Source organism: Priestia sp. VA7 (genome assembly GCF_055710015.1).
The window spans coordinates 192,561-213,874 of record NZ_JBVQPN010000005.1 but is presented as its reverse complement, the minus strand read 5'-3'; the positions used below and the strand labels follow the sequence as shown (position 1 = coordinate 213,874).

Genomic DNA, 21,314 nt, shown 5'->3' with positions numbered 1-21,314 from the left:
TTCTTTTTTTATGAATTTTTCTAAAATGAGATGCATTATGTCAAAAAAGTAAATAAAAAACACTAAATTTTCAAAAAAATATAAGAAATCACTTGTCCTTACTGACTTTTCTAGCATATATCTGCACACAAGCTAATAAACTGTTACAAACCTATAAAGAGAATGTTAGAAAAGGGATAATATATACATTCCCTTGGATACTTCTCATATCCAATTTGGGGAGGGCGAGTAGTGTGCACGATTACATCAAAGAGAGAACTATCAAGATTGGAAAGTATATTGTAGAAACAAAGAAAACAGTTCGTGTAATTGCGAAAGAATTTGGCGTTTCGAAAAGTACTGTCCATAAAGATTTAACAGAGCGTCTACCAGAAATAAATCCTGAGTTAGCAAATGAAGTAAAAGAAATTCTTGATTATCATAAATCTATTCGACATTTGCGTGGGGGAGAAGCAACAAAATTAAAGTACAAAAAGGAAGAAGAAACTGTAAAATGAAAAAATGCCCCATATTGCCTTTTTTATAGAGGTAGTATAGGGCATTTTATTTTTTGGATAAAATAGGTATATAATAAATATTTTTGCTAATAACAACATACATATACAAATTGTGATAAAATAGTAAATTAGGAAAAAAGAATGGTTATCATGCAAAGATATGTAAATAGAAGGAGGATTTAAGGTATGTTAGCAAAAGACATTGGTATCGATTTAGGTACAGCTAACGTCTTAATTCACGTTAAAGGCAAAGGAATTGTGTTAAATGAACCGTCTGTTGTGGCGATTGATAAAAATACAAATAGAGTGCTAGCAGTAGGGGAAGAAGCGAGACGTATGGTAGGAAGAACGCCCAGTAATATTATTGCCATTCGTCCCTTAAAAGATGGTGTTATCGCTGACTTCGAAATTACAGAGTCTATGCTCAAACACTTTATTAACAAATTAAATGTAAAAGGTTTTTTATCCAAGCCTCGCATTTTAATTTGTTGTCCAACAAATATTACCTCTGTTGAACAAAAAGCCATTCGCGAAGCTGCTGAAAAGAGCGGTGGAAAAACCATTTATTTGGAAGAAGAACCAAAAGTCGCGGCCATTGGCGCTGGAATGGATATCTTTCAGCCGAGCGGAAATATGGTCGTAGATATTGGTGGAGGTACAACCGATGTGGCCGTCCTTTCAATGGGCGATATCGTAACAGCAGCTTCTATTAAGATGGCTGGTGATCGTTTTGATGCCGAAATTTTGCAGTACATTAAGCAAAAATATAAGCTCTTAATCGGAGAGCGTACAGCAGAAGAAATTAAAGTGAAAATTGGTACGGTGTTTCCTAAAGCTCGTAATGAAGAGCTGGACATTCGAGGGCGAGACATGGTTTCAGGCCTACCTCGTACGATTACTGTTTATTCTGAAGAAGTAGAGGAGGCACTTAGAGAGTCTGTCAGCGTCATTGTACAAGCTTCGAAAAGTGTATTAGAGCGTACACCTCCTGAACTTTCTGCCGATATTATAGACAGAGGCGTTATTTTAACTGGCGGTGGAGCATTGCTTCACGGTATGGACCAGCTGTTAGCGGAAGAATTAAAGGTGCCTGTGCTAATTGCAGAAAATCCAATGGGCTGTGTAGCTGTTGGAACAGGTATTATGCTCGATAATATTGATAAACTATCTCGTCGCAATATTGTTTAAATAAATGAAGACTCCTCTATTGGCTCGTTTCATACAGAGGAGTCTCTTCTTTTATCTATTATACTCTGTGAGCTGGCTATAACGAGCAACGTTTACTTGTAAGGAGGATGAAGTATGTTTAAAGGGTTTTACACGGCAGCAGCGGGTATGCTGTCTCAACAGCGTCAAACTGACTTATTAACGAATAACATAGCAAATGCTAATACGCCGGGATTTAAAGCAGATCAAGGTACGTTAAAGGCATTTCCTGATATGTTGCTGCAGCGAATGGAATCTGAAGATTTACCTACTGACCGTAGCATCTCTGTTCAGAACAAAAAAGAAATAGGTACGATTAATACGGGCGTGTATATGCAAGAAACAGTTCCAAATTTTACACAAGGTGATCTTCAGCAAACGTATCAATCAACTGATATTGCATTGATGGAGCAAAATATGCCTACAAAAGAGGGCGGACTATTTTTTGTGGTACAAAGCCCTGATAATACGCCTCAATATACAAGAAACAGTAATTTTACATTAGATCAGCAAGGGTTTTTAACTACGTCTACCGGAGCTTATGTATTAAATACAAATAATCAACCAATTCAACTAAAAAATGAAAACTTTACAGTTGATTCACAAGGTAACGTAACGGAAAATAATCAGCAGGTTGCACAAATCGATATTGCTTATGCTAGTGACTTACAAACGATTAAAAAGGCAGGGAATGGATTGTATGAAACGCTGAACAATCAGCCCTTGCCTTCAGCTAGGAATAATCCAGGCATTTCTTATCAGTTAAAGCAAGGATTTGTTGAACGTTCCAATGTAGATGCTGCTCAAAGTATGACTGATTTACTAACGGCTTACAGAGCTTTTGAGGCAAATCAAAAAATAATGCAAGCTTACGATAGAAGCATGGATAAAGCGGCAAATGAAATTGGGCGTGTGCGCTAAAAGCAACAGGGGAGATGAGAAGGATGAACCTTACAATGATAACAGCGGCTAATACGATGGGACAGCTGCAGCAGCAGCTTGATGTCATTGGCCATAATCTATCTAATACAAATACGACAGGATATAAAGCGAGAGATGCTTCATTTAATGATATGCTGTATCAACAAGTGAACAATCAAGAAGATAAGGGAACAGAAAAGCGGCTTACGCCAGCTGGAATTCGGCAAGGCACAGGCGCTTATTTAGATCAAACGAGCTTGAATATGACGCAGGGTGCTTTTCAGAATACAGATAAACTATTAGATGTAGCTGCATCAAATCCAAACGTTTATTTTCAAGTTGCCGTAAACGATTCCCAACAGCCTGTACAATATACGAGAGATGGTTCTTTTCATCTTAGCCCTGAAGGCCCGAACAATGTTAAATTAGTAAACGGTTCTGGTCAGGATGTGCTGGGGGAAAATGGTCAAGCTATTATTTTCAGTAACGCGTTCAAAGATATACAAATTGATGGAAGTGGAACGATAACGGTTACTACGAATAAGGGTGTTGACCAGTTTACACTTGGGTTAACAAATGTCCAAAAGCCGCAGGTGCTAGAAGCTAAAGGAGAAAATCTATTTGCTTTTCCAGCAGGGATGAACCAACCGAATATGTTTACAGATTTGACTGGAAAGGCTCGAGAAACAGCAGGCGTAGAGCAAGGGAAATTGGAACAGTCAAATGTAGATTTGAGTAAAGAACTTACTGATATGTCCATTGCTCAACGTGCGTATCAATTTAATTCCCGCTCTATTTCAATTGCAGATCAAATGATGGGCTTGGTTAATGGAATCAGAGCTTAAGCAAGTAGTTGCTTCTCAATTGAGCATTCTGTATATTGATAATAGTATCGTATGTTACATGCGGTTTGAAAGGAGACTTATTTATGCTTGATATTGAACAAATTAAAGAAATTATTCCACACCGATATCCATTTTTATTGGTCGATCGTATTTTAGAAGTGGAAGAGGGAAAAAAAGCAGTTGGTTTAAAAAACGTATCTGCCAATGAAGAATTTTTTAACGGGCATTTCCCTGACTATCCTGTGATGCCAGGGGTTTTAATTGTAGAAGCTTTGGCTCAGGTAGGAGCAGTAGCTATGCTAAAAAAAGAAGAAAATCAAGGACGTTTAGCATTTTTTGCAGGCATTGACAACTGCCGCTTTAAAAAGCAAGTAAGACCTGGTGATCAACTGCGTTTAGAGGTGGAAATTGTACGTGCGCGTGGATCTATTGGCAAAGGAAAAGGTATCGCAACTGTAGATGGAGAGTTAGTCTGCGAAACAGATATTATGTTTGCTTTAGGCGATAAAAAAGAATAGTACATAAGAGCTGCTGATGCAGCTTTTTTTATTGGCGCTGCAAAGCAGAAAAAAGTTTCTTTAATAAAGGTATAATATCCGTTAGCAACTCTTTTTGAAGTGTTGGTGACAGAGATGAAAATTGTAAGAGCACATGTTTCAATAAGGGCTGTTTATCTATGAGGGTTAAAATGGTCTCGTCATGTGAATCCGATTCACATTTTCTTGTTAAGTAAAGAAGTTGGAAGTCATGTAAATGATCTTGTTTATAAGAGGAAGGCTCAATAAGTTGGTCCAGCGTAATTTGAAAACAATTACATAAAGATAAAAAATCAAAAATAGAAGGTGTTTGTTTTGAACATTCCCATTTTGAAATAGTTGTACGAGAAACATTCAATTGATTTGCTAATTCTTCTTGTGAAAATCCTCCTTTTAGTCTGAACTGTTTAATTCTTTCTCCAAAATCTTTCATATGCATCACCTGATTTCGTAAAGATAAATATATGTCTTATTGTTCGAATGTAGTTCATATTCTTTGTAACATGCTGAATTCGCACAATATGAAACATATACACTTTACCTTCTGCAATAAAGGGAATAAAACCTGTTTTTATTTCTTTTTTTTCTCTAAAAAGATTCGTTTTTTTTCATGGATATAAAAAAAAGAACAAAAATAGAGGTTTTTATAGTAAAAAAATCCTATTTTTTGTTCGTTATATTGAAAAAAATGGTTGAATAACGGGGAAAAATGCATTAATATACGAATTACAAAGAAAAAGGAGTGAAAAAATGACAAATTTTTATTTGAAAAGGCAAGGCGCTCGCATAAGAGATAATCGCTTCAAACGTTCTAGTTGTGCTCATTTATTTTTAGGAAAAAAAGAAAGGTACCTCTCCAGTGAGTTCTCTTTTCTTTACCCTACTCATGCACCAACGAAAAAGGCCGCAAACAATAATCCTCCCTTTTAAATCCAGACACCTTGAGATGACTTGACTTATTTTTTAGATGTACTTTTTATCGGTCTGTTTCGAAGCTGCAGTTTGAACTGTTGAAGTAAATCTTGACCTGATAACCCTTGGTTAATTAAATCCTCTAAGAGCATTTCAGCATAATGAAGTCTCCGTTCTTTTAAAACACCTTTCATCAACAAACTAATACGATTTTCACCAATTGAAGTAATGGAAGCCACGGTAGCTATAAAGGTAGCCGGATCATTTGTTTCTTTCGTAATTTTAGCTTCTACCGTTATTTTTTGTTTATCTTTCAACAAAACATGAAATTCATCGTACCATTTCTTATCGATAACTGCTTCTAAAATCCAGTTATTTTCGCCGTCTTCTTTATTAATAATAAGTCCATTAGTGAGTGAGACAGACTGACGCTTTTCTTGATCATCAACCAATTGAAATGACACAAGTTTAAATGTTTTCATTGATGTTTCCTCCTTTACGTAAATAGTAGGTTATCCATATTATAACATGAATGAGCTTAAAGATTCCCATTATTCAATCAGTTGGAGTGGTAGACTATGATTAACCATATTGTTCTTGTAGGAAGACTGACAAAAAAACCTGAGCTTAGATATACCCATGAAGGGATTGCAGTATCTACTATTACTTTAGCAATTAATCGAACGTTTCGAAATGTTGAAGGTGAATATGATGCTGATTTTGTCAACATTACTCTGTGGAGAAAAAATGCAGAAAATACGGCTGCTTACTGTGATAAAGGAGCGGTTGTAGGTGTAGTAGGGCGTGTACAAACGCGCACATTTGAAAATAATCTTCAGCAACGAGTATATATGACCGACGTTGTGGCTGATGCTGTTAAGTTTTTAAGTGGAAAGCCATCCGGTTTTTCTTCATTTGATTCAAATCAACAAGAAGAATAAAGTTATCTAGTATGAAAGGGGGTGATTAGTTCAGCTAAGGTTTTAATTCCTCTTATCTATCATAATAGAAGATAGATCCTTTTTAAGAGCAAGGCTCTTTCTATGTTCTCAAGAGAGAAAATTAAAGTATTCACTATCCCCGAACTATCCCTCTATTTCAGCCGTTAAATCATTTAACGGTTTTTTTCTGTATATAAGAGATTGAGACATAACTGAATTAATGCAATCTAAAGACAAACAAATGGGATGAGCTAGTATGGATCATTTGTTAAACCACTGTTGATTTCCGTGCAAGGCTTCGCTTTCCGTGGACGGCTGATGAGCCTCCTCGTCACTTGCGCGCGGGATCATCTATTCTGCTTTTCTCGCAGGAGTCTTCGCTTTGCCCTCCCTACATATATGAAAACTACTTCCACCCTACCAATGAAAAAATCCGAACGAGTTTGATTCTTCATCAAGAATCAAACTCGTTCGGATCTTCCTTCAACTAAAATACTTTTGTTTCAGCTTCTATCAATTATTTAGAAAATCTTTTTGCACCTAAGTAGCGCTTGCTCCAGTAGCTGTTATCTAAGCTTGCAATGGTTACACCCGTAGAAGATCCAGCATGAATAAATTGACGATTACCAAGGTAAATGCCCATATGTGAAGGACCGCTAGAATATGTATTAAAAAACACTAAGTCTCCAGGCTGTGGATTACTGACGGGTGTTGATACACTCCAATAACCAGCCGTCGTATAGCGCGTTGTAGAAATTTGTTGTTTCGTTACGTAATAAATGAATCCGCTGCAGTCAAAACCAGAAGGAGTTGTGCCACCCCATTTGTAAGGAACACCTATATAACGTTTTGCCTCTGAAATCATTTGCGATACATTTAATGTTCCGTTAGAAGTTGAAGGTGTGGATGTACTTGGTTTTGTTGTTGGCGTAGTTGTTTCGCTGCTTTTTGATACCTTTAATTGTTGATTTACATAAATCGTATTAGACGTTAATCCGTTTATTTGTTTTAGCTCACTCACGCTCATGTGAAATGTCGAAGCTATTTTAGATAGGCTATCTCCACGCTGAACTTTGTAAGTTCCATTTGCATCCTTAGAAGGAGTTTCTGCTGGTTTACTCGTAGTTGGAGTCGATGCGCTATTGCTTCCATTTACTTTTAACGTTTGGTTAATATAAATAATGTTAGAAGAAAGAGCGTTCAAACGTTTTAATTCTTCTACGCTCATATTAAAACGAGTAGCAACTTTCCAAAGGGTATCGCCGCTTTGAACTTTATATGTCGAACCAGTAGAAGGAGCTGAAGGCTGTTCTTCCTTATTAGATGGTTGAGAGGTTGAAGCAGAAGGAATCGATAACGTTTGTCCTATGTGAATTGTATTTGAAGATAACTTATTTACGCTTTTTAAAGCTTCTACCGTTGTATGGTATTTGGTAGATAATGACCAAAGTGTATCTCCAGCTTTCACTTGAACAGTTGAAGCAGATGCTTCAGCTGAAGCGTGATATAAGAATGTCCCGCCAACAATGGCGCCTAGAGATAAAGCGAGCTGCCTTTTTTTCATTAATAAATCCCCCTAATTATGTAAATGTTTCATATTTATTTTTCCAATATGTCTATTAAATTACAAAAATATTATATGTATAAATATGCTGGAATTTAAAGAGAAAGTAAAGGGTATTTTTCTCTATAAAAATACCTTTTTATACAAAAAACGCTATTTATTTCGTTTTTTGTATCTTTATAAGTAGCTGGATAATGATTTACACTTATTTTTTTGTGTCGAATGATCTAATAAAAAAAGAGGACAAGTAAAAAAGTCCTCTTTTCAGTAAAGTTGTAACACATTTTATAATTTTTCTTATTCATTTCTGTATGCAAGAAGCTCTTGTAGTTCTTTATTAGAAAGTTCTGTTACCCATTGATCTCCTTGTATGAGTTCATTGTTTAGATGTTGTTTTTGATTGATCACTTCATCAATTTTTTCTTCAATCGTTCCTCTTGTAATAAACTTATGAACATGAACAAATTTATTCTGCCCAATTCGATGGGCGCGATCGGTTGCTTGGTTTTCAACAGCTGGGTTCCACCATCGGTCAAAATGAATAACGTGATTTGCAGCTGTTAAATTCAATCCAGTTCCACCTGCGCGAAGAGAAAGGATAAAGATGGCTTTGTTCCTTGCTTGAAATTGAGCAACCATTTCATCTCGTTGTTCTTTTGACAAACTTCCGTGGAGGAATAAAACCGGCTCGTTGATTTCTTTTTCTAAGGTTCTTTGCAGCATGAGTCCTGTTTCAATATACTGAGTAAAGATTAAACAGCTTTCTTGCTGTGTGCGAATGCTCTCTACGAGTTCAATAATTTTTTCACTTTTATGAGATCGCCGTACCGTTTGTTTAGCTGCACTTTCCTTTAAGTACAAAGCTGGATGGTTGCATAATAATTTTAGCTTATTTAGTGTTTGCAAAATTATGCCTTTTCGTTCAAATCCTGTTTTTTCCTCTGTTTCTTGAAACATTCCTTGAACTAGCTCCTGGTAAAGTGAAGCTTGTTCCGCTGTCAGCGGGATATATTCTTTTTGTTCTTGTTTATCAGGCAGTGAGCGGGCGATGTTTTTATCTTGTTTCGTTCTTCTCAATAAAAAAGGCTGAATGAGTGCTTTAAGCTCAACAGTTCGTTCAGGTTTCTCGCCTTTTTCAATACCTGCTACAAATCGGTTTTTAAATGAATTAATTGTTCCTAAATAACCAGGATTGATGAATTCAAATAATGACCATAGTTCCAGCAGACGGTTTTCAATTGGAGTTCCAGTAAGCGCAATTTTGTGTCTTCCTTGCAGCTGACGGATGGCTCTCGCCTGTTTAGTCTGCGGGTTTTTAACATGTTGTGCTTCGTCTAAGGAAATGCTGTTCCACATAAACCCTTTCAACAATTCGACATCCAAAAGAGCAACTTGATAAGTCGTGATCACAACGTCAGTACTTTCACATATCTTCTCAAATGCGTATCCGTTGGTTCTTTTCGGCCCGTAATGAACATGAACACGAAGAGAAGGGGCAAATTTCTGTAATTCTTTTTCCCAGTTTCCAATTAAAGAAGTTGGGCAAACGATAAGAGAAGGAGAGCTATGTAACGGATGAATATTTGTTAAATAACTAATTAATTGAATGGTTTTACCTAGCCCCATGTCATCTGCTAGACATCCTCCTAAGTTAAACTTTCTCAAAAACATGAGCCAATTCAAACCTTGCTGCTGATAAGGTCTTAATGCACCTTTAAATTCAGAGGGAGGCAGCACTTCCGGCAGCCGTTCTAAATCCGTTAAGGATGTAATAAATGATTGAAAGGAAGCGGGGAGTTGGAACTCAACTTTTACCTCTTCTTCATCGGTTTTACTGTCTGCCATGTAGGTTAGCTTCGTTTTTAAAATTTCATGAATTGAGACGCCTTTTTTACTAGCTTCTTTAACAATTTTCTGCGCTTGTTTAATTAATCTAGAATCCAGTTGAATCCACTGTCCGCTAATAGATAATAATCGGCGTTTTTGTTCGACTAATTTCCGAAACTCTTCTTCTGAGAAAGTTTGATCGCCAATAGAAAATGACCAGCGGAAGCTGCTGATAGCTTGTTTACCAAACAATGCAGATGAAGTATTTTCTATAGTACCAGATACTTTTATGGTGGCTTTTTTTAATGATTCCCACCAGCTTGGCAAATGGATAGAGACACCTTGTTTAATCAATGCTGCACTATCTTGAGTTAGAAATTCCCATACTTCCTCATCTGTTAGGACAGACTGAATAAAAGCTCCTTTTTGGTATAAAGTAGGAGCCAATGCTTTCCATCGCTCGTGTTCATAAGCGATATATGATTCGTAGTGATTCCACTCTTTAGGAAGCATTCTTCCCAGTATAAAAGGTTCTTTGGCTTCATCGTGGGGAATCACGAATGTTTCAGCCGTCCATACATCTCCATCGGTCGTTGGCTCTACAATACGCAATGAAAGGTCAAAGGGAGGATTATAGCTCTCGCCTTCTATGCTTATTAAAAAGTCCTTTCCTTCCTTTTTTAATAGGCTCTCTTTAATTTGTGCTCGCCACTCTTGCTCATCAGCTTGTGAAAGCGATCCAGTCATTTGTTTTTTTAAAGGAAGAGAATGAAATTTCCCTTGGATAATCCTCTTTGTCATATCGACTGCAATTTGCTGATAAGCTTCCGCTGAAGCGGACAAAGCCGGTTTCAACACATGCTGTTGAATAGGTAATTGTATGAAAGTGAACATTTGCCATGCAGAAAGAAGAATTCCTTTTTTTCCATTAATCTCAACCTGTGTGGCTTCGCTTCCGTAATAGGTCTGTTCATGCCATAGAAACAGCGCATCTTTCCATGTATCAGGGAGCAAAATTTGGCCGCTAGGTGATACACAGTAGAGAAAAAAGTCACCGTGTACAGGTTCGACTTCAAGTGTTAAATGGAACAAATCAAACATTCAGTAAATCTCCTTTTTCTAATAGTTGTTGAAACGAGCGCTGTTTCTTTGTTTTTATCGCTAATTCTTCCATATAATGTTCCCATAGTAGAGAGCGATTCATTTGTAGATAAAGTCTCTTTAATTCTTGTAAGTAGATATAGGCTTCTTGGTAACTGCTTTTCTTTTTTTCATAAATCAGCTTTGAGATCATTTGATGATAAAGAGGAATAACCAGCTTTTCATCTTTTTGTTTTAAGGCTTCTATCGTTTGCTCGTCATATTTGATGCTGTCATATTGAAGAAGCACCTGTAATTCAACCCACTTTTTCAATTGGTCAGAAGCATATAGAAAATCACTGTATTCAATAAAACTATAGGGAAGTAATGTTTGCAATGCTTCAATATACAAAGTTTGATCGTTCGTTAAGTCTTTATAGTGCTGAAATAAATTTACAATCATGGAGACCATGTTTCGGCTTCCTTGATAAGTAGTCGGAACGGTGCGTACGTAATCTCCTATATAGGTCATTATATAAGAGCCCCACTGAGCAAAGCGGTCAGTTTCTTTTTCATGCAATAAATCATTTAACCAAGGAATAAGATAGGGAATTGTTTGTAGTGTTTCATCGCTCAAACGTTCTTTTGCTTCCCCATCTTTTTCTTGAAGGAATAAAAGATAGGAAAGAGCTGTATTGTTTATAAAAGAACCGTACTTAGCTTTTAATTTGCTTTCCTCAGTTTTTCGCCACTTTTCTAACGTGAAGATTTTTTGCCAAACAACGCGATAAATCTCAATACGTTCATATTGTAAAGGCATATCTTTATGCAATAATTCTCGGATGTATGGAATGCTATCCTCTATAATAGATAATGCATCTCCATCGTATTTCATTTGCTTTAATGAATCAGCGGTAGCATAAATTTCATTTGTTATTTTGTAGACGTGACTATATACGAATGATTCCTCGATGTTAGTAGAAAGCTGATGTGCCTGTAATTGAGCTGATAGTTTATAGAATGTATGAACCCCTCCATACATACAAAATAAAGCATAAAGCAATGGGTGCTCAGGAGCCTTTTTCACTAAAGCACGGTAATAGTACTGATAATATTCATGATAAATAGAACGGTCATTTTCGTTCCGCCCCTGCATAAAAAGCGTATACTGCTCCTCAAAAGTTTGTCTCCACTCTTGAAAAGTTGCCTTCGGCTTTTTTAACACTTGTTTGGCAGATAGCATAGTCAAAGCTGCTTTTTCATGGTTTCGCCATTCTTTGAATAGGGGCGCAAGCGGTTCTATTAATGAGTACATATAAAAAAACGCTGCAAAGCAGTGTTCACAAAATCCGTTATGCTGACAAGAACAGGTACTTTCAGGGAGCAGCTGCTTGTTTAGTTCCACATAAAACGAATCGATTTTAACATTTAATATCTGTTCATCATTGTGCAAAATGAAGAATGAATGGGTACGGTAAAGGTCTAGCCCTGCTTGGGCATTCATGCGATAGCGTACATCACTGTACGGGAAATGATGTATAAATTGGTGCTGTAAGTGATCTGAAAACGAACTCATAATCCCATTCCTTTCTATACATAAGTGGAGCATAAAATTATATTTATAATTGATTAATTTTCTTTTCATTATAAATGATAAAAATAGAATTATACAAAATCTTTTGTTATGATAAAGCAGAATCCAACATGACTCTTTATAAAAAGAAATGGATTCAACATGACTTTGTGTACATACTCAATCGCAGACTTACTATACTATAACCAATAAGCACGATTGACATTGACAGGAGGAAAAGTAAGTGAAAATTCGTAAAGCTATTATTCCAGCAGCTGGATTAGGGACACGCTTTTTGCCGGCTACAAAAGCACAGCCTAAAGAAATGCTGCCAATTGTAGATAAACCAACGATTCAATACATTGTGGAAGAAGCAGTAGCATCAGGTATTGAAGATATTTTAATTGTAAGCGGTCGCGGAAAACGAGCAATCGAAGACCATTTTGATAAATCATATGAGTTAGAAGAAACATTAGCCGCAAAGGAAAAGTGGGACATGCTCGAAGAAGTGCAGGGGATTTCGAATTTGGCTAATGTTCACTACATTCGTCAAAAGGAACCTAAAGGGTTAGGTCATGCCATTCACTGTGCAAGAAGTTTTATCGGAGATGAACCTTTTGCTGTTATGCTAGGCGATGATGTAGTTCAATCAGAAACACCTTGTTTGAAACAGTTAATGAACGTATACGAAAAATATGAATGCGCTGTAGTTGGTGTACAGGAGGTGCCTAGGAAAGAAACTTCAAAGTACGGAATTGTAGGTCCTAAAGGAGAGCCTCTTGAAAAAGGATTATTAGACGTAGAAACGCTCGTTGAAAAACCGAATCCAGAAGAGGCCCCTTCTGGCTATGCAATTATGGGGCGCTATATTTTAACACCGGAAATTTTTGATATCTTAAGCAGAGAAGAGATTGGCGCAGGAGGAGAAATTCAATTAACAGATGCTATTTTACGCCTGAATGAATTTCAACGTGTTCTTGCTTATTATTTCGAAGGAAAACGTTATGATGTTGGAGATAAATTTGGATTCATTAAAGCAACAATTGATTTAGCTCTGCAAAGAGAACCGCTGCGAGAAGAGTTAGTGAGCTATTTTAGAGAAATTGTCGAAAAAGAAGGGCATATGTAAAATATATTTACTAGGGGAACTATTGGGAATCAAGGAGATTTTCAATAGTTCTTTTGGGTTAGAGCTCGTTGTATAAAAGATGGTTATATCGTTTATTGATGAATTCTCATAAAATGTTACATAATAATAAGTAAAAGAAATTATTTCATGTTTTTATATAAATGCTATCATGAAATGACATTTTTCGATATAATATCAGATAGGTTTTATTTATTAAGCATGTCATATAAAGGAGATTTTCTGCAATGACAAAGAAATTGTGTGTAGTTGGTTTAGGATATATAGGTTTACCGACAGCTGTTATGTTTGCCAATCACGGCTTATATGTACATGGTGTCGACGTAAATGAAAAAGCAGTAGAATTAATTAAAAATAAGCAACTTCATATAGAAGAAAACGGCTTACAAGAACGTTTAGAATCAGCAGTTGACAACGGACACTTCACGGTAGGCACAACAGCTGAAGAGGCGGATATTTTTATTATTGCTGTACCATCACCAATTAATGAAGATAAAACGGCAAACTTGAACTATGTTCGAGAAGCGACAAAATCGATTGTTCCTTACGTTCGTAAAGGAAATTTAGTAATTTTAGAATCCACAGTTCCTCCGCGTACAGTAGAAGACGTTATGCTACCTGTGCTAAAAGAAACTGGTTTAGAATTAGGCAGTGAGTTATTTGTTTCTCATTCACCTGAACGCGTTATTCCAGGAAAAGTATTTGAGGAATTAGTCAATAATGACCGTATTGTCGGTGGTATTAACGAAGAGTCTAGTCGTTTGACTGTTGAGCTTTATAAAACATTTGTAAAAGGAAATATTCACGTAACGGATGCTACAACAGCTGAAATGGTGAAAGTAATCGAAAACACATATCGTGATGTGAACATTGCGTTTGCAAATGAGCTGGCAAAAATCAGTGAAAAAATTGGTGTAAACGCGTGGGAAGCGATTAAGTTAGCGAACTATCATCCACGTGTAAACATTCATTTACCAGGTCCTGGTGTAGGCGGCCACTGTATTGCTGTTGACCCTTGGTTCTTAACGGAGCTTCAGCCAGAACTGGCAAAAATTATTTCTCTTTCTCGTCATACAAATGATTCAATGCCTGAATATACAGCATTGAAAACGAAAAGCCTACTAGATGAAAAGGGCATTCAACATGGACGTGTAGCTGTTTTAGGTTTAGCTTTTAAAGGGAATATTGACGATATGCGTGAAAGTCCATCAACAGATGTACTTCATCATTTAGAAAAGCTGGGCGTTGATTACACAGCATTTGATCCTCATATCAAAGAGAATAAAATCGAACGTCAGACGCAAAGTTTGGATGAAGCTGTTGCACATGCGGATGTGATTCTTATTTTAACAGATCATAATGAGTTCAAAGAGCTTCTTCCATCAGCTGTTGAAAATCACATGCGTACAAAAGTTATTTTTGATACGAAAAACTGCATTCAGCGTGATCAATGGAAAGCAGCAGGCTTTGACGTAGTGTTACTTGGTGATTCAAAAGTTTCTACTTTATAAAAAGACGGGCTGAACAGCCTGTCTTTCGTTTGTAAAAAACTAAAAAATCAACATACGGGTGATTTAATGAAGGAAAACATCTTAGGAATAGACGTTTGTAGCGACACGTACGATGAGCTAGCGGTAAAGTTACTTCAGGATATAGATAAAGGCCGAAAATCATTTATTGTAGCAATCAACCCTGAAAAAATTATGAAAGCACAAGAAGACAGGGAATTAAAGTCACTATTAAATCAAGCGACTTATCAAATTCCAGATGGAATCGGTGTGATTTTAGCTTCAAAGCTCAAAAAGGGACGTATTCGTGAGCGTGTAACGGGTATTGATATGATGCTGAAGCTGTGTAAAGAAGCAACGAATAACGGTAAAAGAATTTTTTTATACGGAGCCAAGCCTGGAATTGCAGATGAAGCCAAAGCTAAGTTGGAAGAGATGTTTCCAGGGATTTTAATTGTTGGAACATTAAATGGCTATGAAAAAAATGAAGAAGTCATTGAACGTACGATTAATGATTCAGGAGCAGAAATTGTTTTTGTGGCTTTAGGCAGTCCAGCCCAAGAAAATTGGATTATTGCTCATAAAGAGAAACTTAATCCTTCTGTTTATCAAGGCGTAGGGGGCTCGTTCGATGTTATTTCAGGACGATTGAACCGAGCACCTGCTGTTTTTCAAAAGTTTGGTTTAGAGTGGCTTTATCGACTGTTAAAAGAACCATGGAGATGGAAGCGTCAGTTAGAATTACCTAGGTTTCTTCTTCGAGTGTTAAGAGGTTAAAAAAGCATGCGGATATAATCCGCATGCTTTTTATTTTTAGATATCTTCTTTCTTGTTTTGTTGCTTGATTTCATCCGTTAGTTCGTGCAAGCTTTGTCGCACATTTCCTTTTCCAGAAAAGTTTTCAATCAATTCCTTCACATCTATACCTGAGGATGCTTTCAGCGATTCTTGAAGAGAAGACATTAAGTTTGTTGCATAGCCAGTCACTTTATTAGCTCCGCTGTTTTCACCGTTGCTTCCTGTATCCACAACCGTAATTTTGTCGATATTTGCTAAAGGACTTGCAACTTGTTTTGCATATTCAGGAAGCATCTTGATAATCATATCTAAAATAGCCGCTTGACCGAACTGCTCGAATGCTTCAGCTACTTTTTGTTTAGCTTCAGCTTCAGCTAAACCTTTTAAGCGGATAATCTCAGCTTCAGATTCACCTTGGGCACGCTGAGCTTCCGCCTTTGCTAAACCATCAATTCGAACGCGTTCAGCTTCAGCTTTAGCCATTGCTTCAATTCGATATTTGTTGGCGTCTGCTTCAGCAAGCTGTTTTGCTTTTTCAGCTTCTGCGGATTGTTCAACAGAGTAACGATCTGCATCTGCTTTCTTTTTTACTTCAGAATCGTATTGACGCTCACGACGAAGAATTTCTTTTTCTTCTAATTCAATTTGTTTCTGACGTTCAATGATGCGGATTTGCATTTCTTGTTCTGTTACATCTTGTTTCGCGCGAGCTGTTTCTAGATCATATGCTTGGTCAGCACGAGCTTTGGCAATATCTTGTTCGCGACGATATTCAGCGGTTTTTAACTGATTCATTTTTTCAGCTTCCGCGATTTCTGTATTTCGCTCAAGCTCCGCTTTTTGGGCATCTTTATGAGCCTCAGCACGCTTGATTCTTGTTTCTTTTTCAGCTTCTGCTGTTGCAATGTCAGCATCTCGCTTAACTTGAGCAATACGAGGTTTCCCTAGAGATTCTAGATAGCCGTTCTTATCCCGAACGTCTTTAATTGTAAACGATACAATAATTAAGCCCATTTTAGCCAGATCTTGTGAAGCTACGCGCTGTACTTCTTGAGAGAATTTTTCACGGTTTTTATAAATTTCTTCTACCGTCATAGAACCAAGAATCGAGCGAAGGTGACCTTCTAAGACTTCTCTAGCTTCGGTTTCGCGATCTTCTTTTGCTTTGCCTAAAAACTGCTCAGCGGCCGTTGCAATTTCTGAAATAGAACCTCCAATTTTGATGATTGATACCCCATCAGCCATAACAGGAACACCTTGTTCTGTATATACTTCAGGTGTAGATACTTCAAGTTTGCTTGACAGCAAGCTCAGAGGCTCAGCCTGCTGAAAAACTGGCAGCACAAACGTACCGCCTCCGCGAACAATTTTAATGCGGTTTCCGGATTCATCGACGTGCACGTTTTTATTTCCCAGATAGCTTCCTGTTACAATTAACGCTTCATCTGGACCTGCTGTACGGTATTTTGTAATAAATACGGCAATCAGCGCAATTAATAAAAAAACAACAATTCCAACGACAACTAATATAGGTGTTGAAAACATAAAACTCCCCCTAATACTATTTATAATGAGTGATTGGTGATAACTTCTTCATAAATCACAACGAGTGCGTTGCCCCTTTGTATATCTACAACAAGCACTTTGCTGCCTAAAGGTATAGCAGTGTTTTTAAAGCTGGCAGCGGGTTTGGAAATAGTGCCGCTAACCCCTTCGATAAATACTTCTCCATAACCATCTGCAGGAACGGAAGTAATAATGGTACCAAGTCTTCCTTTTAACGAATCTTCAGTAAAAGCAAGAGACTCTTCAGCCGATGATAAAGGAATCAATACAAAAACATTGAGCAAAATAACGAGTAGAAGGGCAATAAGAGCGGAAATCGAAATAATCAAATAATTTTGCAATGACGTATAGGCGAACAAATATCCACTGGCACTAAAGAATGTTAAAAAAGAAAAAAAAAGAGTGGGGTTAAAAAAAGGTATCGCTTCAGATAATCCATCTAACAAATCGCTAAATAAAATGTATAAGAAGGTGAGACTTCCGCAGATAATTAATCCATACAAATACACTGTTTGAACAGATAGACCGAACATAGTTCATTCAACACCCCCTTTATGTAAGATGATTGATGCTGTTCCTACTATGTATTACGAACCGTATCGAAAAAAGTTTCATTTTTTTGATAAAATTCCTTTTTTTGTTTAATTTTATCTCTATCCATTTTACTATATTTTAACTTTTAAATGATATAAGATAAGGACAACGATTCAGTGAATGGGGTTTGAAATAGTGGACATGCATAGGTTAAAAGTTTGTTCATATAATGAGTGGGCCATATGAAATAAAAATAAAGGTTTAAATATGCTTAATAAAAAGGAAAAAGAGTTAGAGATGACGAATAAATTAGACGAAAAGGGGGGAGTTCGCTTATATTTTAATAAAGCATAGTAAAGAAAATGTTCTACATAAAATAACCACATAAGAATAAAGTAAATCAGCTGTTTATACACAAAAAAATACAATTCTTTTCTATTGATAGTTTGTAAATGTGCTAATTTTTGAGAATAAATTTCTATTTAAGTAGTAGAATCATTGTGATATAATCCATTTTGGGAATAAGTAAGTAATTATTGTTATAAGCAATTTGAAATACTATCCAATTATATAAAGTTGGATACATTTTTTATGGTTTTGGTTAACATAAACCTGAGGAGGGTCTCCATGCTATATTTGACCTTGTTTATTTGTTTTATTACATCTATTCTGATCACTCCGCTGGTTAAGAAGCTGGCGTTTAAAATAGGTGCAACGGATAAACCAAATCAACGAAAAGTTCATCAAAAAATTATGCCTCGCCTTGGAGGTTTGGCGATATTTTTTAGTTTTCTTATTGGATACCTCGTTTTACAGCCTGACAGTAAATATGCGCTGCCGATTTTAATCGGAAGCATCATTATCATCATTACCGGTGTCTTAGATGATATGATTGAGCTATCCGCTAAAATCAAATTAGGCGGTCAGCTAGTAGCGACATTAATTGTTGTTGTATACGGTGGAGTCCAAATTGATTTCATTAACTTGCCGTTTGGCGGAAAATTAGAATTCGGAATGTTAAGTATTCCAATTACGGTATTATGGATTGTAGGAATTACCAATGCTATTAATTTAATTGATGGATTGGATGGATTAGCTGCCGGCGTTTCCTCTATTGTATTGATTACCATCTCGGGTATGGCTATTATGATGGGCAATGTGTTTGTGACAAGCATGGGTTTCATCGTATTGGGAAGTACGCTCGGATTTTTGTTTTACAACTTTCACCCCGCTAAGATTTTTATGGGCGATACAGGAGCACTATTTTTAGGCTATATGATTTCTGTATTGTCTCTGTTAGGATTTAAAAATGTAGCGGTTATTTCTTTCATTGTTCCAGTTATTATTTTAGGGGTACCAATTTCAGATACGTTCTTTGCTATTATTCGCCGAATCGTAAAAAATCAACCGCTATCGGCTCCTGATAAATCTCATTTGCATCATTGCTTGTTGCGCTTAGGGTACAGCCATAGACAAACGGTTTTAATTATTTATGGAATGAGTGCGATATTTGGTTTAGCGGCAGTTATCTTCTCAAAGGTACAAACAATGTGGGGATCTTTTCTTGTACTAGCTATCCTCCTTGTAGCGATTGAAATTATCGTTGAAAAGATAGGACTAGTTGATAAGACATATAGGCCAATTCTCAACATGGTCCGTGGACTTCGTTTAAAAAATTAATTAAAAAGACCTCTTGGATATCCAAGAGGTCTTTTTAATTATTCTGTTGTATCTGAAGTTGATTCAATGCCTAAATGCTTGCGGAGCTTTTCACTTACTTTTTCTACTGAATCATTGTCTAGTTTAAAGTAGTACACGCCGTTAATTTTTTCATCGCTGCCGTCTAAGTTAATGGTTTCGATGTCTACTTTTTTCGAAGCATAATCATAAAACGAAAGCATTTCACCGAACATTAAATTCGTTTTCATATTATCGCCAACAGCTTCGATAAGATTTCCATATTTATTTAGTGATCCAATGGAAGCAGCTTTTTTAATCATGGCTTCAATCAACTGCTGTTGTCTTTTTCCTCGCTCAATATCGTTGTCTTGTTTTCGTGTTCGAGCAACAGCTAACGCTTCTTCGCCATTTAAATGTTGATTTCCTGGTTTTAAGACAATAGCATTATGACGATCTTTTGAGTCCTTTTCACTCATCGCATAAGGTACATCAAAATCGATTCCCCCAAGTGAGTCTACAATGTCTGTGAAAGCTTTAAAATTCACTTTAACATAGTAATCAACGGGGACATTAAACAGCTGTTCTACCGTTTCTACAGTTGCTTTTGGACCTCCGTAAGCATGCGCATGAGTAATTTTATCTTTTCTGTTCACTTCAGGTATATAAACCCGCGAATCTCGAGGTATGCTTACAAGCTTTACGGTTTTATTGGTTTCGTTAAAGGTCGCCAAAATTAAAGCATCCGTACGGGCTGATTTCCCGAATTTCCTGGTTTCACTATCATCTACGCCCATAAATAAAATGGATATATCATCTTTTTTGGGATCGATTTTACGATCACGCATAGGAGAGTTATCGCGATCTCCGAGTCCTTCATAAGAATCAGAAGCTACTGTTTTAGCTTTAACAAACAAATAAGAGCCATAAGCAGTCGCAGAAAGCCCTAAAATAAGGATAGGTAACAGAAAAAATGTAAAAAGCCTTCGTTTTCTTTTCCGTTTGTTTACTCTTTTTTGAAAACGTCTATATTGAGCCATACGGTTTCTCCTTTTATTCGTATATTCGAACACTTATTGTGACAATTAGTATGTGTTATAAATTGGAATGTATGAATCAAACTCGTCAAAGCTATGCATCTGTACGAGGTTTTTACTCATTGACAAGTAGCGCAACCATCAGAATAGTTGCGCTATTTATCAATTGTACAATGTTTTTTAATAAGAGTAAATAATTCATTCTACATCTTCTTCTAAATAGGTCGTCTCACCTGCTCGAATATCTGCTTGGCCGTTTGTTAGCTCAGTCATCCATTCAGTAAATGCTTCTGTTTGAGCTTCCTCTACAAATGTTTCAATTTCTACCATATCTGCGTAGTGGATTTCTTTTAATAGATAAACGGAACTGCGAAGTTCATTTTCTAATTTTCCAAGCCATGTATAGTCGACGGTTGTATGCATAACCGCCATGAGAGTTCGTTTGACTGTACCTAGTTCATTTAACGCTTCGGAAACAGATTTCCCATATGCGCGCACCAAGCCACCTGCGCCCAATTTAATGCCTCCGAAATAGCGCGTAACGACGACCACCGTATCTTTTAAGCCTCTTTTTTTAAGCACTTCTAACATTGGTACGCCTGCTGTTCCACTTGGTTCTCCATCATCGTTTGCTTTTTGAAATTGATCTCGTTCTCCAATTAGGTAAGCTGAACAGTTATGAGTAGCATTCCAGTGCTGTTTTTTAATGTCTTGAATAAATTGCTGAGCTTCTTCCTCAGTTGTTACACGTTTCATATGACAAATGAATCTAGATTTTTGAATAGTGATTTCATGTGAACCTTCTTGTTTTACGGTATAATATTGTGATAACAATCAAAAAATCCTCCTTAGCGTTATAAATAGAAGAAAAACGGGTATTTACGTACTGTTTACTTGCTATTAGTATAAAATGTTTATGAAAAGACATCAATTAATCAAATTCAACCTCACTTGAACAAGCTATACAGAATATACGTTATAATAAAAGAGTGTGCAGGCTTGTATAGCTAAATAATGAAATGGTTTAAACAGGCAGTTAGTCACTGTTGAAGAGTGAGCGTAAATGGTAATCTATTCAAATAACACGAGTCAAGCGTCGATTGATGTCGAGTTTGAGGGTACTAAAAACAACCGTTACTTTTTGG

General features: G+C 36.6%; 19 protein-coding genes. 10 read left to right on the top strand and 9 right to left on the bottom strand.

Annotation, left to right across the window (positions count from 1 at the left end):
* The first annotated feature begins 233 nt into the window (after positions 1 to 233).
* The 5 genes from spoIIID (at position 234) to fabZ (ending at position 3,987) form a co-directional block, all read left to right on the top strand.
* A complete protein-coding gene (spoIIID, locus tag AC0C45_RS23180; RefSeq protein ID WP_013059792.1) occupies positions 234 to 497 on the top strand; it encodes a sporulation transcriptional regulator SpoIIID in 264 nt (87 codons plus the stop codon).
* Positions 498 to 683: 186 nt separating this feature from the next.
* Positions 684 to 1,685, top strand: coding sequence for a rod shape-determining protein (gene mreB / locus AC0C45_RS23175; RefSeq protein WP_013085455.1), 1,002 nt, complete (start codon positions 684 to 686; stop codon positions 1,683 to 1,685).
* A 114-nt stretch (positions 1,686 to 1,799) separates the two neighbouring features.
* The gene (locus AC0C45_RS23170) at positions 1,800 to 2,624 is read left to right on the top strand and encodes a flagellar hook-basal body protein (protein ID WP_047931254.1); all 825 of its coding nucleotides are present in this window, start codon (positions 1,800 to 1,802) and stop codon (positions 2,622 to 2,624) included.
* Positions 2,625 to 2,647: 23 nt separating this feature from the next.
* Positions 2,648 to 3,469: a flagellar hook-basal body protein gene (locus tag AC0C45_RS23165; protein WP_034648291.1), complete on the top strand. Its 822-nt coding sequence runs from the start codon at positions 2,648 to 2,650 to the stop codon at positions 3,467 to 3,469.
* An 83-nt stretch (positions 3,470 to 3,552) separates the two neighbouring features.
* Positions 3,553 to 3,987, top strand: coding sequence for a 3-hydroxyacyl-ACP dehydratase FabZ (gene fabZ / locus AC0C45_RS23160; protein ID WP_013059788.1), 435 nt, complete (start codon positions 3,553 to 3,555; stop codon positions 3,985 to 3,987).
* Between the two features lie 28 nt (positions 3,988 to 4,015).
* Here the strand turns inward: fabZ and AC0C45_RS23155 are convergent, their stop codons facing one another.
* Together AC0C45_RS23155 and AC0C45_RS23150 are read right to left on the bottom strand one after the other, a co-directional pair.
* Positions 4,016 to 4,438 (bottom strand): helix-turn-helix domain-containing protein, encoded by a 423-nt coding sequence (locus AC0C45_RS23155; RefSeq protein WP_034648293.1) that lies wholly within the window; start codon positions 4,436 to 4,438, stop codon positions 4,016 to 4,018.
* Positions 4,439 to 4,961: 523 nt separating this feature from the next.
* The gene (locus AC0C45_RS23150) at positions 4,962 to 5,399 is read right to left on the bottom strand and encodes a YwpF-like family protein (RefSeq protein ID WP_013085451.1); all 438 of its coding nucleotides are present in this window, start codon (positions 5,397 to 5,399) and stop codon (positions 4,962 to 4,964) included.
* A gap of 96 nt (positions 5,400 to 5,495) precedes the next feature.
* Here AC0C45_RS23150 and ssb point away from each other — a divergent pair, with 96 nt between their 5' ends.
* Positions 5,496 to 5,858, top strand: coding sequence for a single-stranded DNA-binding protein (gene ssb, locus AC0C45_RS23145; RefSeq protein WP_016765913.1), 363 nt, complete (start codon positions 5,496 to 5,498; stop codon positions 5,856 to 5,858).
* Positions 5,859 to 6,375: 517 nt separating this feature from the next.
* Here ssb and AC0C45_RS23140 read toward each other — a convergent pair.
* The 3 genes from AC0C45_RS23140 to AC0C45_RS23130 form a co-directional block, all read right to left on the bottom strand.
* Complete coding sequence (locus AC0C45_RS23140) at positions 6,376 to 7,422, bottom strand: C40 family peptidase (protein WP_472928876.1); 1,047 nt, start codon at positions 7,420 to 7,422, stop codon at positions 6,376 to 6,378.
* Positions 7,423 to 7,719: 297 nt separating this feature from the next.
* Positions 7,720 to 10,350, bottom strand: coding sequence for a DEAD/DEAH box helicase (locus AC0C45_RS23135; protein ID WP_047933499.1), 2,631 nt, complete (start codon positions 10,348 to 10,350; stop codon positions 7,720 to 7,722).
* The gene (locus AC0C45_RS23130; protein WP_237893131.1) at positions 10,343 to 11,905 is read right to left on the bottom strand and encodes a replication initiation protein; all 1,563 of its coding nucleotides are present in this window, start codon (positions 11,903 to 11,905) and stop codon (positions 10,343 to 10,345) included. Before AC0C45_RS23130 ends, AC0C45_RS23135 begins: the two co-directional genes overlap by 8 nt.
* A gap of 241 nt (positions 11,906 to 12,146) precedes the next feature.
* Here AC0C45_RS23130 and galU point away from each other — a divergent pair, with 241 nt between their 5' ends.
* The 3 genes from galU to AC0C45_RS23115 all read left to right on the top strand — a co-directional run bounded on the left by galU (position 12,147) and on the right by AC0C45_RS23115 (position 15,334).
* Positions 12,147 to 13,031 carry a UTP--glucose-1-phosphate uridylyltransferase GalU gene (galU, locus tag AC0C45_RS23125; protein WP_016765909.1) on the top strand — a complete coding sequence of 295 codons (885 nt, stop codon included), beginning with the start codon at positions 12,147 to 12,149 and terminating at the stop codon, positions 13,029 to 13,031.
* Between the two features lie 245 nt (positions 13,032 to 13,276).
* Complete coding sequence (locus AC0C45_RS23120; protein WP_013059780.1) at positions 13,277 to 14,560, top strand: nucleotide sugar dehydrogenase; 1,284 nt, start codon at positions 13,277 to 13,279, stop codon at positions 14,558 to 14,560.
* 66 nt (positions 14,561 to 14,626) lie between these two features.
* A complete protein-coding gene (locus AC0C45_RS23115; protein WP_013059779.1) occupies positions 14,627 to 15,334 on the top strand; it encodes a WecB/TagA/CpsF family glycosyltransferase in 708 nt (235 codons plus the stop codon).
* 36 nt (positions 15,335 to 15,370) lie between these two features.
* On the opposite strand, the gene AC0C45_RS23110 is transcribed toward AC0C45_RS23115, so the two are convergent.
* Both AC0C45_RS23110 and AC0C45_RS23105 read right to left on the bottom strand, forming a co-directional pair.
* Positions 15,371 to 16,900 carry a flotillin family protein gene (locus AC0C45_RS23110; protein WP_013085445.1) on the bottom strand — a complete coding sequence of 510 codons (1,530 nt, stop codon included), beginning with the start codon at positions 16,898 to 16,900 and terminating at the stop codon, positions 15,371 to 15,373.
* 20 nt (positions 16,901 to 16,920) lie between these two features.
* Positions 16,921 to 17,454: an NfeD family membrane protein gene (locus AC0C45_RS23105; RefSeq protein ID WP_034648312.1), complete on the bottom strand. Its 534-nt coding sequence runs from the start codon at positions 17,452 to 17,454 to the stop codon at positions 16,921 to 16,923.
* Between the two features lie 628 nt (positions 17,455 to 18,082).
* Here AC0C45_RS23105 and AC0C45_RS23100 point away from each other — a divergent pair.
* A complete protein-coding gene (locus AC0C45_RS23100; RefSeq protein WP_013059776.1) occupies positions 18,083 to 19,135 on the top strand; it encodes a glycosyltransferase family 4 protein in 1,053 nt (350 codons plus the stop codon).
* A 38-nt stretch (positions 19,136 to 19,173) separates the two neighbouring features.
* Here the strand turns inward: AC0C45_RS23100 and AC0C45_RS23095 are convergent, their stop codons facing one another.
* Complete coding sequence (locus tag AC0C45_RS23095) at positions 19,174 to 20,172, bottom strand: LCP family protein (protein ID WP_013059775.1); 999 nt, start codon at positions 20,170 to 20,172, stop codon at positions 19,174 to 19,176.
* Between the two features lie 195 nt (positions 20,173 to 20,367).
* Complete coding sequence (locus AC0C45_RS23090; RefSeq protein ID WP_013085443.1) at positions 20,368 to 21,003, bottom strand: YigZ family protein; 636 nt, start codon at positions 21,001 to 21,003, stop codon at positions 20,368 to 20,370.
* Between the last annotated feature and the right edge of the window lie 311 nt (positions 21,004 to 21,314).